Annotated in this window: 17 protein-coding genes; 15 read left to right on the top strand and 2 right to left on the bottom strand. The window is 47.4% G+C overall.

Annotation, left to right across the window (positions count from 1 at the left end; all coding sequences use genetic code 11):
• Positions 1–49: 49 nt before the first annotated feature.
• Both ACFO4O_RS12985 and ACFO4O_RS12980 read right to left on the bottom strand, forming a co-directional pair.
• Entirely contained in the window at positions 50–604 is a 555-nt protein-coding gene (locus ACFO4O_RS12985) for a roadblock/LC7 domain-containing protein (protein WP_382409198.1), read from the bottom strand.
• Entirely contained in the window at positions 594–944 is a 351-nt protein-coding gene (locus ACFO4O_RS12980) for a hypothetical protein (RefSeq protein ID WP_382409197.1), read from the bottom strand. The genes ACFO4O_RS12985 and ACFO4O_RS12980 overlap by 11 nt, the downstream gene beginning before the upstream one ends.
• Positions 945–1,316: 372 nt before the next feature.
• On the opposite strand from ACFO4O_RS12980, the gene ACFO4O_RS12975 reads away from it, so the two are divergent.
• The 15 genes from ACFO4O_RS12975 (at position 1,317) to ACFO4O_RS12905 (ending at position 14,603) form a co-directional block, all read left to right on the top strand.
• Entirely contained in the window at positions 1,317–2,270 is a 954-nt protein-coding gene (locus ACFO4O_RS12975; protein ID WP_382409195.1) for a biogenesis protein MshI, read from the top strand.
• Entirely contained in the window at positions 2,260–2,886 is a 627-nt protein-coding gene (locus tag ACFO4O_RS12970; protein ID WP_382409193.1) for a hypothetical protein, read from the top strand. Before ACFO4O_RS12975 ends, ACFO4O_RS12970 begins: the two co-directional genes overlap by 11 nt.
• Positions 2,873–3,550, top strand: coding sequence for a type II secretion system protein GspM (gspM, locus tag ACFO4O_RS12965; RefSeq protein ID WP_382409191.1), 678 nt, complete (start codon positions 2,873–2,875; stop codon positions 3,548–3,550). The genes ACFO4O_RS12970 and gspM overlap by 14 nt, the downstream gene beginning before the upstream one ends.
• Positions 3,540–3,881 carry a hypothetical protein gene (locus tag ACFO4O_RS12960; RefSeq protein ID WP_382409189.1) on the top strand — a complete coding sequence of 114 codons (342 nt, stop codon included), beginning with the start codon at positions 3,540–3,542 and terminating at the stop codon, positions 3,879–3,881. Before gspM ends, ACFO4O_RS12960 begins: the two co-directional genes overlap by 11 nt.
• Positions 3,878–5,554, top strand: coding sequence for a pilus (MSHA type) biogenesis protein MshL (gene mshL, locus ACFO4O_RS12955; protein WP_382409188.1), 1,677 nt, complete (start codon positions 3,878–3,880; stop codon positions 5,552–5,554). The genes ACFO4O_RS12960 and mshL overlap by 4 nt, the downstream gene beginning before the upstream one ends.
• 4 nt (positions 5,555–5,558) lie before the next feature.
• Entirely contained in the window at positions 5,559–6,509 is a 951-nt protein-coding gene (locus ACFO4O_RS12950; RefSeq protein ID WP_382409186.1) for an ExeA family protein, read from the top strand.
• Positions 6,506–7,660, top strand: a complete 1,155-nt coding sequence (locus ACFO4O_RS12945) for a tetratricopeptide repeat protein (RefSeq protein WP_382409184.1) — start codon at positions 6,506–6,508, stop codon at positions 7,658–7,660. The genes ACFO4O_RS12950 and ACFO4O_RS12945 overlap by 4 nt, the downstream gene beginning before the upstream one ends.
• The gene (locus ACFO4O_RS12940; protein WP_382409182.1) at positions 7,660–9,486 is read left to right on the top strand and encodes a GspE/PulE family protein; all 1,827 of its coding nucleotides are present in this window, start codon (positions 7,660–7,662) and stop codon (positions 9,484–9,486) included. The genes ACFO4O_RS12945 and ACFO4O_RS12940 overlap by 1 nt, the downstream gene beginning before the upstream one ends.
• A complete protein-coding gene (locus ACFO4O_RS12935; RefSeq protein WP_382409180.1) occupies positions 9,486–10,715 on the top strand; it encodes a type II secretion system F family protein in 1,230 nt (409 codons plus the stop codon). The genes ACFO4O_RS12940 and ACFO4O_RS12935 overlap by 1 nt, the downstream gene beginning before the upstream one ends.
• Positions 10,716–11,228: a hypothetical protein gene (locus ACFO4O_RS12930; RefSeq protein WP_382409178.1), complete on the top strand. Its 513-nt coding sequence runs from the start codon at positions 10,716–10,718 to the stop codon at positions 11,226–11,228. It abuts the gene before it with no gap.
• 57 nt (positions 11,229–11,285) lie between these two features.
• Positions 11,286–11,891 carry a type IV pilin protein gene (locus ACFO4O_RS12925; RefSeq protein ID WP_382409176.1) on the top strand — a complete coding sequence of 202 codons (606 nt, stop codon included), beginning with the start codon at positions 11,286–11,288 and terminating at the stop codon, positions 11,889–11,891.
• A gap of 63 nt (positions 11,892–11,954) precedes the next feature.
• Positions 11,955–12,479, top strand: coding sequence for a prepilin-type N-terminal cleavage/methylation domain-containing protein (locus tag ACFO4O_RS12920; RefSeq protein WP_382409174.1), 525 nt, complete (start codon positions 11,955–11,957; stop codon positions 12,477–12,479).
• Between the two features lie 33 nt (positions 12,480–12,512).
• Positions 12,513–13,070, top strand: a complete 558-nt coding sequence (locus ACFO4O_RS12915) for a prepilin-type N-terminal cleavage/methylation domain-containing protein (RefSeq protein ID WP_382409172.1) — start codon at positions 12,513–12,515, stop codon at positions 13,068–13,070.
• A complete protein-coding gene (locus tag ACFO4O_RS12910; RefSeq protein WP_382409170.1) occupies positions 13,060–13,695 on the top strand; it encodes a type IV pilus modification PilV family protein in 636 nt (211 codons plus the stop codon). The genes ACFO4O_RS12915 and ACFO4O_RS12910 overlap by 11 nt, the downstream gene beginning before the upstream one ends.
• A 20-nt stretch (positions 13,696–13,715) precedes the next feature.
• Complete coding sequence (locus ACFO4O_RS12905; RefSeq protein WP_382409168.1) at positions 13,716–14,603, top strand: prepilin-type N-terminal cleavage/methylation domain-containing protein; 888 nt, start codon at positions 13,716–13,718, stop codon at positions 14,601–14,603.
• Positions 14,604–14,666 lie beyond the last annotated feature (63 nt).

The raw sequence follows: 14,666 nt of genomic DNA, 5'->3' as shown, positions 1-14,666 counted from the left end.
CAGAGCGCGTGTGTATTGCATGTACTTATGCATGCACTTATGCATGTATTTAGTAAAACTGCCCGCGATAAAATCGTTTCTTCTTAGCTGGCTCTTCTTCACTAGTGGGTTCTGCCGAAGGTTTAGCGCCTGCTTGGTCACGCACAGCAATGATGGGCTCAGCGGCACTGCCGTTTGTCGCAACACTGCCATTTATAGGCTCGCTGCCGTTTACTGCCTTGCTAGCTGTATCTTCATTGAGAGGAGACTCGTTCAGCGCTTTGCAAAGTTTTTTAATGAACAGATTCACGCCAATTTTGGTTTTGCGATATACCGCTCGCTCCATGGGTGCGGTGAGCAAAATAAACAGGCCAGCGTCTATTTGTCGCACAAAAAGACTGTGCTGTTCATATTCAAAAAATACCGAATTAAACTCACTATCGCCAGCTTCAAGGCTTTTTGTAAGCATCAAGGCCTGCTCTGCCATATCGGTAATACTGTCAACATCCACCATCTCGTATATGCCTGAGAAGTTGTGGAAAGTGCGGTCATGAGAGCGAACAAGTGCTCCGTAGATAGACTCGTTTTGTTCACAAATTTTATCAAGAATCTGTTTAACCTGCATTGCGCGTCCCTCCAATGGCAGAGCGTGTTTTGCGCTTTAAAGCGATAACATGCGCGCTTTCCATAAACACCGACGTTAGTTCAAAATCTACGCTTTCCGACACAATAAGGCGGCACGGGCTTTCTTCGCCAAGGTTTTCACCTATTTGGTCAGCTATGTCGCTTAAGTTTGACATAATTGGGGCGGTGTCTTCCCACAAATCTTGAGATTCGAGTTCGTCGCCACGCTTGGTAACAACCGCATATCCAACCGTAGTTGGGTCAGCTTTAATTTTTGCAATTTCGGCTTGCTCCGAAGCTGCTAGGCGTAACTTCCCGTCGCCACTGTTATTCGGTTCCATTAGGTCCATCCTTAAACATACATGCTGAAATTTTGACCGCAAAGTATAGAGCATGCAAGGTGCGATGTGGAGTAAATACTAAAAGATAAGTCTTAAATTTTTTTCATTTTTCGCTTTTTTCATTTAAAACAACAGGCTATTCAAATTAATGCGTCCTGATTTTTCGTCGCGAATACCCTATCTCTTCAATGATTTTCTTTAATTATCGCGTTTTTTGCCGATAACCTGACTGAGACGTAACTCGTGCTGCGGATTCTATATTGGCGTTTTTTTTGCATGAACGCCTACAGCAACCGCTAAATTGACGCTTTGTTGACGTGAGACTTGATCACCTCAATCGCCTGCAAAGCGAATACAACAGAACTGAGAACTATGCGCATTAGTTGGAAACAGTATTTAAAACAAAAGCTTAGAAAGCCCTCTGAATTTTATTCGGTGGGTATTGCCTTTACCGGTGAACAGGTATTGCTGTGTGCTTTGAAAAAAACAGACAGCCGTATTGAGTGGGTTCTTGACGCGAGCTTTACGCATCAAACGTGGGCCCAAGGGCTCGCTGATTATGTCAAAGCGCACAAGCTACAAGGCACCTCGTGCTACTTCACACTTACCTCTCATTGGTACAAAGTGCATCAAATCGAAAAGCCCGATGTGGCAGAAGATGAACTCCACGCAGCCCTTAAATGGCCGCTACAGGAGGCAATTGGCAGTAGCACCGAGATGGTTTACGACTTTGCCGACATGCCGGTGCAAGTGGCCGGTCAAAACAAAGTGATGGTCGTTGCTATTGCGCGCAAAGAGATTGAAAAGCTTACGCAAAAGATTTTTGACGCTGATTTGGTGCTGCAAAGCATTACCGTCGAAGAATTGGCGACCATTGAGCTGATGCAAGATTCGAACGATGCCGTTATTACTTTAGTGCAAGAGCACGGTGAAGACGTTGTGCTGAACATCGTTAAAAACAAACAGCTTTACTTTAGTCGCCGCCTAAAGGGTCTTGAAAATATTGGCAGCTTTACGGAAGCCGAGCTCGACATGGGCATTATCGACTCACTCACCGTGCAGCTTCAGCGCTCTATGGACTTCTTTGAAAGTCAGCTACGACAAGCGCCGGTAAAACAAATTCTCGTAAAACTAGACACAGCGCACATGCCCTTTGTGTGCAATGTGATTGCCGAAACCATGGGCATTCCTTGCGATCTTATGCAGCCAGAGCTCACGTGTAGCCAACAGCTTAACTTTAAAATGGCCAGCTTTAGTTGCTTAGGCGCCGCGTTTACCAAAGCATCTGAAAACGCTGTTGGCAAGGAGCTAAGCCATGAAGCATAAAATTAATTTATACCACCAAGATTTTAGGCCCAGATTTGAATGGGTTACCGCTCAGCATTTAGTGGCACTGGTGTTTATGAGCGTGCTTGTTTGCGGCGGTGTATTTGCTGGTTTGTATTCTTGGCGTACTGCTGTAGAAACCGATGTAGAAAATATCGCACAGCGTGTTTCGCAAGAGCAGCGCAATATTGATGAATTTACCTCGGCGCTGCAAACCCGTGTGAATAACCCTATTTTAGGTGCAAAGTTAAACAAGCTTCAGCAGCAAATATCGGCACAAGAAACCTTACTGATGCGCGTACAAGACATGGGCGAGCTTAAACAAAAATCATTCGCTCAGCTATTTAATGCCTTGGCCACTGCCGATTCTGACCATGTTTGGTTAAACCAGTTTACAGTGAATGAAAACGATCTAGTGATCCGCGGCAGCTTAGCTAGGCCTTCGGCGCTTACGCAGTGGATTGGCGACTTAAGTAAGACGCAGTTTTTTAACGGCCAAGAGTTTGATGACGCCCTGCTGATCAGAGAAGACGGCGAATTGAGCTTTCATCTCACCAGCACACAAAAAACCGACGATGTCTTAGTCGCAGACGGAGGTAGCAATGCCTCAAACTAATACCACAAAGAATGTATCGAGCATGGCTGTGGTAGGCGAAAAATTTGAAGCCCTCGCGCCGCGCGAAAAGCGGTTAATTTTTATTGCTATTCCTGCTTTGGTGATTTTTGTGCTTACTCTTCTTGTGCTTGAGCCCATGTACAAAGACATTAAAAACGCAAAGGCGCGTTTTATTACTCAAAGTTCGCAGTTAAGCACACTCCAACAAACCAGTGCTGAGCTCATGTCGGAGGTGCAAAAAGACCCCGATGCGGCAGTAAAGCGTCAAATTAGCGCGCTCGAATCGCAGCTTGAAAATATCCAAGCCTCGTTTGATTCAGAGTTGGTGCATTTGGTGTCGCCCAAAGCCATGCCGCTTTTACTTGAGCACTTGTTTGAGCGGGCTGAAGGTCTCAAGTTAATAAAAATGGAGTCGATTCCCCCAACGAGAGTGTTCACTGATCAAAGTGAGCAAGGTGCGGTTCAGCTATATCGTCAGGGCATACACATTACGTTTCAAGGTGATTACTTTGCGACGCGCGACTTTTTTGCCGATGCAGAAACCTTGAAATGGCAGCTTTATTGGAAATATTTACATTACGACGTGCACTCTCATCCGCTGGCGACGACCCAGCTTGAGGTGTTTACTCTTAGTACTAGCGAGGCATTTATTGGTGTTAATTAAACTTTTTATTTTGGGCGCTTTGAGTAGTTTGACGATGCTCGCATTTGCACAACAAGACCCTACAAGACCGCCTAGTGTTATCGCGCAGCAGCTTACGCCGCTGCAAAAAGTAAACGCACCGTTTAACGTGAGCGCGATTTTTACGCGTAACGACAGGCGCTATGCAGTAGTCAACGGCCAAGTGCTAAAACAAGGTGACGAAATTTTAGGCATGAAGGTCTCGGGCATTGAAGCTTCAAACGTGACCTTAAGCGACCTAACGAGCAGCGCAAACGACATTGTACTGCAGGTGCAAAACAACGCGGGTATGAGCAAGCAGGTGGTAAAATGAAAAAGCGAACCATACAACTAGCAGTCGCGGGCGCGATTAGCAGCTCTTTATTATTTGGCTGTGCAAGCAGCGAGCCCAGTCATGTTGAGCAATATTTAGCCAACGAAGTGGCATTAAAAGACTTTGCCGCAGAGCCGGATGCTCTTAAAGCCTTAACTACCTTGCCCGAATCGGTGTCGCAAACATTAATGGACCCACTACAAAGCACTGCGGGTACCGACCTCATTGCCGAAGAAAAGTACGACATCAATGCTCGCGCGGTTGACGCGGCAAGCTTTTTTTCAGGCCTCGTGAAAGATACGCCATATTCGGTTGCTGTTCATCCGGATATTACCGGCAGTATTTCTTTGGACTTAAAGCAGGTTTCCTTAGATAACATCTTTAGTTTAGTGTCTGATCTGTACGGGTATCATATCGAGAAAAAGGGCACGATTTATCGCGTTATGCCAAACGGTATGCGCACCGAAACCTTTGCTGTTAACTACCTCTTAATGCAACGAGATGGCAATACACAAACCAGTATTATCTCAGGAGGGGTGTCTCAAGGTGGCGGTAACAATCAGCAGGGCGGTCAACAGCAAAATGGCTTTAACGGAGCACTTGGTTTAAACGGAAACAATGGCTCAGGTACAGGCCTGGCAGGCTCTGGCAACGGCACTAGCATAAGCACGAGCAGCGAAACGAATTTTTGGGAAAGCTTGGAAGAAGGATTGCGCGCAATGTTAGGCGGTGATGCCGCTGAAGGGCGCACTATTATTGTATCGCCGCAGGCTGGTTTGGTCAGCGTGCGTGCTTATCCCGATGAGCTGAAAACAATCCGTTCGTTTTTGTCAGATACCGAAGACAGTCTCACTCGCCAAGTCGTGATTGAAGCGCGCATTTTAGAAGTGGAGCTTTCTGACGAGTATCAACAGGGTATTAACTGGAATCAAATCGTATCGAATATTGGCAGCACCGATATTACCTTCTCAAACACGGCAGCGGCCCTTGGCAATTCAATTACCGCAGGCATTGGCGGAATTACAAGCCTTGCCTTTTTGAATGAAGACTTCGGTGGCGTTGTAGATTTGCTGTCAACGCAGGGGAATGTGCAGGTCTTGTCGAGCCCGCGGGTAACGGCGATTAATAATCAAAAAGCGGTGATCAAAGTCGGTGATGATGAGTATTTTGTGACCGACATATCGAGCCAAAATACCATTACTGCAGCGGCGACGTCGGTTGTGCCCGACATTGAATTAACACCCTTCTTCTCGGGGATTGCCCTTGATGTAACACCTCAAATTGATGAAAAAGGCACGATTTTACTGCACATCCACCCGTCAGTGATTGAGACCGAAGAGCAAGAAAAAATCGTTACGCTCAACGAAGAGCAAATCATTCTGCCGCTGGCACAAAGCACTATCCGTGAGTCGGATACCATCATTCGTGCTCATTCAGGAGAAGTCGTGGTGATTGGCGGTTTGATGCAAACGGTAAAAAGCACGGTTGAAAGTAAAACCCCGATTTTAGGCGACATACCAGGTTTAGGTAATCTCTTTAAAAACAAGCGTGAACGTGAGGTGAAAAAAGAGCTGATTATTTTATTAAAGCCAACAGTGGTAGATAAAAACACTTGGAAACAGCAGCTCGAGCAGAGCAGAGCGACGATGGCCGATTGGTTATACGTGGAGTAATGCAATGTATTTGTACCATTTTGGCATTCGCGAATTACCGTTTACTTTAACGCCTAACACGCAATACTTTTTTGGCTTGCCTAGTCATAAAGAGGCCATTGAAGTGTTAACCACTGCTTTAAAAGCCGGAGAAGGGTTTATTAAAGTCACCGGTGAGGTGGGTACAGGTAAAACACTGATTTGCCGAAAGCTTCTAAACGAGCTCGATAAAAGCTTTGTAAGTGCTTATATTCCAAATCCATATTTGTCGCCCATTGAGCTTAGAAAGGCGGTAGCCTCTGAGCTTAACGTTGAGCTAAGTGAAGGCGGCGACCAACAAGAATTTACCCAGCGTATTCAAAAACGGCTGATTGAAATTCGTAAAAGTAATCGCAGCGCGGTGCTCATTATTGACGAAGCGCAAGCCTTGCCAGACGAGAGCATTGAAGCGCTCAGGCTCATGACCAACCTAGAGACCGAATCGCAAAAGCTGATGCAGGTTGTGTTATTTGGTCAGCCAGAGCTAAATGAAAAGATTGCGCGCCCCGAATTACGGCAACTGCGTCAGCGCATTACGTTTTCGTATAATTTGCAGCAAATGGACACCCATCAGATGGAGCAGTATGTACGCCACCGAATGCGTGTTGCTGGTCATAGTACTGGTGAAGTATTTGAAAAAGGCGTATTTCGGTCTCTTCAAGTGGCGAGCCAGGGTACCCCGAGGGTCGTCAATATTTTGTGTCATAAGGCGCTCATGCTTGCTTTTGGTGAGGGCACAAATATGATCACCGAAAAACACATTCAATACGCCGCCAAAGATACCGAAGCGGCCTTTGCTGTGCCGCGAGCTCGATGGTTGTCGTGGCTGTTACCCGCAGCCGCTGTGCTGGTGCTATCTTTGGGTTTAAGCCAATTTGATCTCGCGCCGAAAGCCGAAGCGCCGCTGGCGAGTCAGGTACAGGAGACTCGTCAATGAGTGTGGTAAATAAGATGCTGCAGGACCTAGAGACCCGTAAAACCCGTGCAGGGCAAGGCGCAGACTATATCCCCCAAGAAAAACAAGGCCTCAAACCTTGGATGCTCTTGGCCTCAGTATGCGTGATTTCAACGGCGATTTTACTTAGCCAATACGATTGGAAGACACCAAGCAATGGCGATGCTACCGAAGCGCGCGTATCTGCATCAAGCCCTTCTGCGCCGGATTCATCTTTGCCGCTTGCATCTACACCAGCATCTGCACCAGCATCTTCTGCGCCTGCATCTTCTGTAGCTGGCGCATCAATGGCTAGCCATGCACAAGAGCTGCCACCTGCCGATGCAGTTGATGCAGTTAAAGCTGAAACAACCCGCACAGAACAAAGCAAGACCAGTCTAGCCAATACCAGTCAATCCAGTACCAGTACACCGAATATCATTGCATCGAATACTATTGCACCAAGTAATAAATCGCCGCAAAACGCCGCCTCAGAAAACAGCAAAGCCAATTCATTGGCTAAACAAGATGAAGCATCTGCAAAATCAAGCTTTAGTGTTGCGCCAAGTAATGGGTCGCAAGGACGCATATCGTCTTTACGAGAACAGGCCCGCATTGCGCTTAACAACAACGATGCACCGAGCGCAATTCAATCTCTTACCAATTTGATTGAGTCGTATCCAGAGGATGTGCGCGCGCGCAAGCAGCTTGCATCATTGTTATTTTCAAGCGCTCGTTACGAGCAGGCTCGCCAGCTTTTACAAGCCGGTTTACGCGTAACACCTGCCGACAACGCGATGCGCATTATGCTGGCCCGCGTGGCCTTTAAAACCGGCGATTTTGAGGATGCACATGCCGCTCTTGCCGGTCATCCCTATCCAGCGCTCGCCAATATTGAGTTAATCAGCTTTAGAGCGGCTTTGGCAGAAAGGCTAAGTCAGTATGAGTTTGCCTATCAAGACTACAAACTATTGGTGTCTCGAGAGCCAAATAACGCCAAATGGTGGCTCGGTTTAGGCGTTAGCCAAGACAAACTTAATCGCGGTGAGCAAGCGCTTGCGTCTTATCAACGAGTAAAGGGCTTGAATCAACTTCCCGCGCAGGTTGGAGAGTTTGTTGAGCAGCGAATTGCAATTTTAGCGAGGCAAAGTTAATGGTACAAAGAATCAAAGTTCGCTTAGGTGACCTCTTAGTTCAAAACGAGCTAATTGATGATTCGCAGCTACAAAGCGCCCTCGCTGAACAGCGCAAAAGTGGGCGTAAACTCGGTGCGACGCTCATAGCAATGAACCTCGTTACCGAGCAGCAGCTCTTGCAACTGCTGTCGAAACACTTAAACGTACCTGCGATAGATATTAACGATTATCGGGTGAATCAAAACGCAGTGCGTTTGCTGCCAGAAATTCAGGCACGTCGTTACCGTGCTTTGGTTATAGATGATTTAGGCGAACGCCTACTTGTGGCAATGACCGACCCTGCCGACATCAATGCGGTGGATGAGTTAAGTGCTAAATTGCCCAAGCCAATTGATTTAGCGGTGGTAAGCGAAACACAGCTGTTTGCAGCTTACGAAACGTTTTACCGCAAAACAGAAGAAATCGCCTCTTTTGCTACCGAGCTAGCTGACGAGTATACCGACGACGTTGAGTTTCAACTCGGCGGCACGATGGACGATGACGAAGACAACTTGGTAGCTAAGCTGTTGCAGTCTATTTTTGAAGATGCCGTTATGGCCAAGGCCTCTGATATTCACATTGAACCTGGCGAAAATCAGCTTCGCATTAGGCAGCGCGTAGACGGCGTACTACAAGAAAACATCATCCCGCAAAACAATATTGCTGCGGCACTCGTTTTGCGCCTTAAGCTCATGTCGGGCTTAGATATTTCTGAAAAACGCTTACCGCAAGACGGGCGCACACATATAAAAGTAAAACAGCGTGATATCGACGTGCGGGTATCAACCATGCCTATCCAGTATGGGGAGTCGGTGGTATTGCGTTTGTTAGACCAGTCAGAGGGTATCTTGTCGTTAGAACAAACCGGGATGCCGGCTGGTTTAATGAAAAGATTTCGGCATTTACTCAGTCGTCCACACGGCATGTTGCTTGTAACAGGGCCCACAGGTTCAGGTAAAACCACCACCTTATACGGCTCTCTTAATGAGCTCAATCAACCTGAGACTAAAATCATCACCGTTGAAGACCCAGTAGAATACAGACTTCCACGGATTAACCAAGTGCAGGTTAACAGCAAAATTAACTTAACTTTTGCCAGTGTATTGCGCACGACTTTACGTCAAGACCCAGATATTTTGATGGTGGGTGAAATGCGCGACCAAGAAACCGTAGAGATTGGCCTGCGCGGGGCATTAACCGGCCATTTAGTGCTGTCTACCTTGCATACAAACGACGCCATTAGTAGCGCCATCCGGCTTATTGACATGGGCGCTCCGGGTTACCTAGTCGCAAGCTCTTTAAAAGGCATTGTCGCGCAGCGTTTGGTGCGCAAATTATGCGATAGATGCGCGCAAACTGCGCCGGCAATATCGGAACATCGCGTTTGGCTCTCACAAATAAACGAGGAGCTAGCGCACGCTGACTTTAAGCACGCAGGGGGCTGTCAATCATGCAATTACACCGGCTACAAAGGCCGCATAGGTGTGTTCGAATTGCTTGAAATGAACGAGCCCATGATGAATGCACTTAAAGTTGCAGACACCACCGAATTTAGTAAACAGGCACATTTGTCTGAAGGCTACAAACCTCTTGCGCTTGCGGCCCTTGACTACGCTGTTGAGGGTATTACCAGTCTCGATGAGGTGCTCAAGCTGGTAGAGCTAGTCAGCGATAATGGCCTTGTTGCTGCACAAAAATCAACAGAAACGCATCAAATAGGCGCAGAGTCACTTGTGCAAAGCTCACTCGGGGCCAACACTTTTGCCCCCGCATCAGGGTCATTAAGCCTAGAGGATATTGATTAGTGGCAAGCTTTATCTATACCGGGCGCACTCTACAGGGGGAGGTTACCACCGGTAGCGTTGACTCGGCAGATGAACAAAGCGCGGCGCAAACATTGCGCGCCCGCAGCATCACGCCAATAGAAATTAAGCCTAAACAAGCAAGCGCTCCAGAGCAGAAGGTCGCGGCAAAACCTGAGCGTGTTGGCATACTCACGCCACAAGTGGCCATAGACGACTTAGTGATTTTTTGCCGTCAAATGTATTCCCTCACAAAAGCGGGAATTCCGATTATTCGAGCTGTTACTGGCCTGGCCGGCACACGCTCACTGCGTTTAAAGCTGGCTTTGTACGATGTTATTGAGCAGCTAGAAAAGGGGCGTAATTTGTCCTCTGCCATGTCGCAGCACCCCAAAATATTTTCTCAACTGTTTGTCAGTATCGTGCATGTAGGTGAAAACACCGGACAGCTCGACAGCGCGTTTTTGCAGCTGGCGCATTATTTAGAGCGAGAACAAGAAACTCGCAAGCAAGTTAAAGCCGCTACCCGTTACCCATCGTTTGTTGTGTTTGCTTTAGTAGCGGCACTGATTGTGATGAATATTTTTGTGATCCCCGTGTTTGCAGGCATGTTCGAAAAATTTGATACCGAGCTTCCGTTGATGACGCGGATACTGCTGGGGATGTCAGATTTCTTTATAAATCAATGGTATGTATTGATTGGTTTTATACTCGTATGTTTTTTCATAACTAAGCATTATAAAAATACCCAACGGGGCCGTTTGAGATGGGATTATTGGAAGCTAAAAATGCCAATTGTAGGCGATATCGTTGAGCGGTCCTTATTGGCTAGGTTTTCTCGCAGTTTTTCAATGATGCTTAAGGCAGGCGTGCCGCTTACATCAGCATTGTCGCTAGTTGCCGACGCGGTAAGTAACGCTCATATGAACGACGCCATTGTTAACATGCGTCGGCGAATTGAAAAAGGCGAGAGTTTAGGTCGGGTAAGCTCAGCGAGCGGCTTGTTTACACCCTTAGTGCTGCAAATGATTCATGTGGGTGAAGAAACCGGCCGAGTAGATGATTTGTTGGCTGAAGTTGCCGAGTTTTACGAGCGCGAAGTTGAATACGACATTAAAAGCTTAACCTCAAAAATTGAGCCAATATTAATCTCCATCGTCGCGGTGATGGTGCTCGTGCTAGCGCTAGGCATATTTACCCCGATGTGGGACATGATGGGAGTAGTAAGTTAGATGCGTTCTTTGAAATTATGGCACTTTTTATTAACCGCTGGCGTGATTGCCAGTGTGATGACGCTGACAGTCAATCATTTATTTAAAGCCGACACGCAGTGGCAAAAGCTAAGCGTGCGCGTAGTGCAAAATAAGGTGAGTTTGGGTTTAGAGCAAATTCACTGGCAGTGGCAAAACGAAGGCCGACCTTCGCAAATTACTTACGCGCCCGCTCATGGCAAACGCATTGTGAACATTACGATGAGCGACGAAGGTAAACCTGACTTTGAAGCGAACCAAACTAGCTGTACCGATTTTTTAAGCTGGTTTGTGCACGATGTGTCACTGGAGCATTTTGTAGAAGTGAGGTCTCATGCACCGGTAAGCGAAACACAAGGCTCACTTACAAGTGATGTTGCTTCAGATTCAAATGCGTCTGTATGTAACTACATTTTAGCTAATCATAGCTTTGTATACGATTTAGCGTCGGCCGAAATGCTGAGCTACAACCTAAGCGATGCGTCGAGACATTAAGCCTCATCTGCAAGCCTTGGGTGTTTTGTTAAAACTATAAATAAAGGTAGCACTACCATGTTAAACCCTTATAACGCGCCTCAGCGCGGATTTACTTTAATCGAGTTGGTGATTGTGGTTGTTATTCTTGGCTTACTCGCCGCCACTGCTATACCACGTTTTTTAGACGTAACCGAAGACGCAGAAGATGCCACCGTTGAGGGCGTGTCTGGAGGCTTTGCTACGGGTGTGGGTTTGGTAAGAGCGCAGTGGGAAATTGAAGGCCGCCCTGCGTTTAATCAAAGCGCTAACCAAACCTTTGTGACCGTTGAAGGGCTCAACATTGGCATTGATTCGGACACCGGCTACCCCACCGGGCAAATGAGCAACGATAGCAGCACCGAAGATACCGATGTGAGCCGTTTAGACTGTGAAAGCATTTTTACTTTAATCATGCAAAGCGCGCCAACGATTACGTCTTTATGGGACCCGGCTATCGCCGAGGAATTTACCTATTTTACCAACGTGAACAAAGGCGCGGGCGCGGCTAACAACGACGTATGTCACTATTATCTCTTACAAACAGTAAAGAATCGCTCGGCACAGCCGTTAACAACAAATATTGGTAACGGTTTTGTTTACGACCCTCGTATCGGTCAGGTGCAAGTATTTAGCAACAACTGACTCATGCAGGGTGCTGCATCCTAATTACCACAACTTAGCTATACATTTAAAGAGGCAAACAATATGAAACAACAACGTGGTTTTACTTTGATTGAATTGATCATCGTTATCGTTATTCTTGGCATTTTGGCCGTTACTGCTGCGCCACGCTTTATCGATATACAAACCGAAGCGCGCCAAGAAACGCTGCAAGGCGTGAAAGGAGCGCTACAGGGCGGGGCACAGTTGGTGTTTGCAAAAGCGGCCATTGCCGGCGTGCAAAAGCTAGCCACAAGCGACAGCAGTGCGGTAGTGACCATTGCTTCACAAGAAGTACAAACTAACTATGGCTACCCTGATGCGGGCTCATTTGGTGGTATTGGTGCTACAACGACGACGTCTGGCGGCACTAGCTCCACAACGCCTGGCATCAACACCTTTGTTGACCTTGACGATACTCAGCTTGATTACACCCAAACCTCGGCAAACGAATTTAGAATTTCGTTTGACGGTGACGACCCAGCGTCGGTGGATTGCTACGTGAGCTACACCAACGCCGGTGACGTAGGTCAGGTCCCTGCCATTGCGGCTGTTGTAACGGGCTGTTAGTCAATAAAAACTAACGTAGATAACGAGTGAGATATGCCGTTTGCCTGTGTTCAGACTCGATTATCATCTGCCAATCAACGAGGGTTTACCCTCGTTGAACTGATCACAGTGGTCATTGTGATTGGGATTATTGCGGTGGCCGCTGCCCCTCGTTTTATTTCTACCGACTCGTTTTCAGAATATGCCATGGTGCAGCGCTTGCAAACCGCCATGCGCACATTGCAAATACAGTCGATGCACGATACACGACCCAATTTTTGCTACAAAATGAACTTTGCTACAGGCTCGTCTAGTGCATTTGGGCCATCTGTTCATCAATATCAAAACGGGCAGCAGGTGTCCTCGTGCGCCAACTCCATTGACTTTACCGCTCCTAAATATTTAAGAAGCGACGCTGACGAACTCAGTGCAAACAATATTACTCTCAGTGCTCTTGATTCGGGTGTATCGATGAGTGGATTGAGCTTTAATTCCTTAGGTCAGCCCATTACCAATGTTGGCAACTGTGCAGGCGGCTGTGAAATACGTTTTGTCGGCACCATGCAGGCAAAGGTGTGTGTTGCCTCGCAAGGGTATGTGTATGCATGTTAGGGTAAACACAAAGCATATGCTTCTGGCGCCGCATCGGCACAAACACTCCGGCTTCACGCTTATTGAGCTAATTGTAGGCATGCTAGTTTTTGCTGTGGCCATGGCGGCGCTCACCAATATCTTTATGCCTCAGGTGCGCAAGGGCATTGATCCCATTTGGCAAGTGAGAGCCGTTACGCTTGCGCAGTCTTTAAGCACAGAAATTCGTGCAAAAGCCTTTGATGAAAATAGCGGATTTGGCGGTGTTAATGGTCCTTGCGGCGATACGCTTAGCTGCACGCAAAGTGCTGCGCTTGGTCCAGACACGGTTTTAGGCGTACCTGAGAGCCGCGATGCTTACGACGATGTTGACGATTACCACGGCATGCTGCTGCAAGGGTCTGACATTGCAAGCTCCTTAGGTATTAGCACGAACTTTTCGGGCCTAGATGTATACGAGGGATTCAGCGCCGCGGTAAGCGTTGTGTACGACAATAACGCCGATGGCGTAAATGACGATGACCTTGACGCCGACGACAGTTTAGACACCGGTACCTACACGGGAAATCGCAAACTGATTACCATTGCTGTACAAACACCCTCTGGCGACACCATGTATTTTGCGATGTACCGAGATAACTACTGATGATGCGCACCTGTCATTCAATGCCATCTAATACTGGATTAAACGTAAAAGGTGCTAAAGGCTTCACCTTAGTGGAGCTTATTCTGGTGATTATTGTTCTTGGCATTGTGAGTGTTGGCGTGGCTGGATTTGTAAGAAGCGCCATGTTTGCCTATATCGATATGACCGAGCGCGAGTCTCTGTTGCGAGAGGGTAGCTTTTTTGTGGAGCGCTTTACTCGCGAATTAGCCGATTCAGTGCCTAATTCAGTCAGAATTACCGGCGACGCCAACACCCACTGCCTGCAGTTTGTGCCCCTTAATTGGAATACCTATTACTTAAACATACCCAAAGTGGGCGATACGCCGGCAGTGGTAGACCTTGTTGAAATGCATAATGATTTGCAAGGCCTCACCTATGTGCCAGACAACAATGATGTTGCCATTGTATTTCCATTAACCCCCGACCATGTGTATGGGGTGAGTAATCCTGCCAATGCCGACGATGTGCGCGTACGCTCTATTTTAAGCTGTAGCGATGACGACTCCGATTGCGCAACAAATGCAGACAGCGATGGCGTGGTGCAGTTGACCGTAAATGACGGCTTTTTTACTGATTCGCCTGCGCGGCGCCTTTATATTGCCGATTCTTCGGTGAGTTATTGTGTGCGCGGCGGTGCCGTATATCGCCATGAAAGTGCCATCAGTGCGACTCAGCCCTTATTTACCAGCGGCGGCAGCTTAATGGCGCAGCATCTTAGCAATGTCTTATCGCCAAGCCCGGCTCTAGTGGCTGGCGCACAAGACCCATTTCGATTGTTAGACAGTGCCCTCAGGCGCAATGCATATACCCAAGCTCGCTTTATTTTTACCCGAGACGATGAGCAGATAAGCTTTATTAAAGAGGTGCATATTCCAAATGTGCCATAAATCTCAAATTAATTATGTATCACGTACGAGCGCTGGCCCGCTAACAAGCCAGCGTGGGAGCAT

The organism is Glaciecola siphonariae, assembly GCF_042652645.1.
GTDB lineage: Bacteria > Pseudomonadota > Gammaproteobacteria > Enterobacterales > Alteromonadaceae > Glaciecola > Glaciecola siphonariae.
Note: the sequence above shows the minus strand (reverse complement) of the source record. Positions and strands in the feature narration are given on the sequence as shown.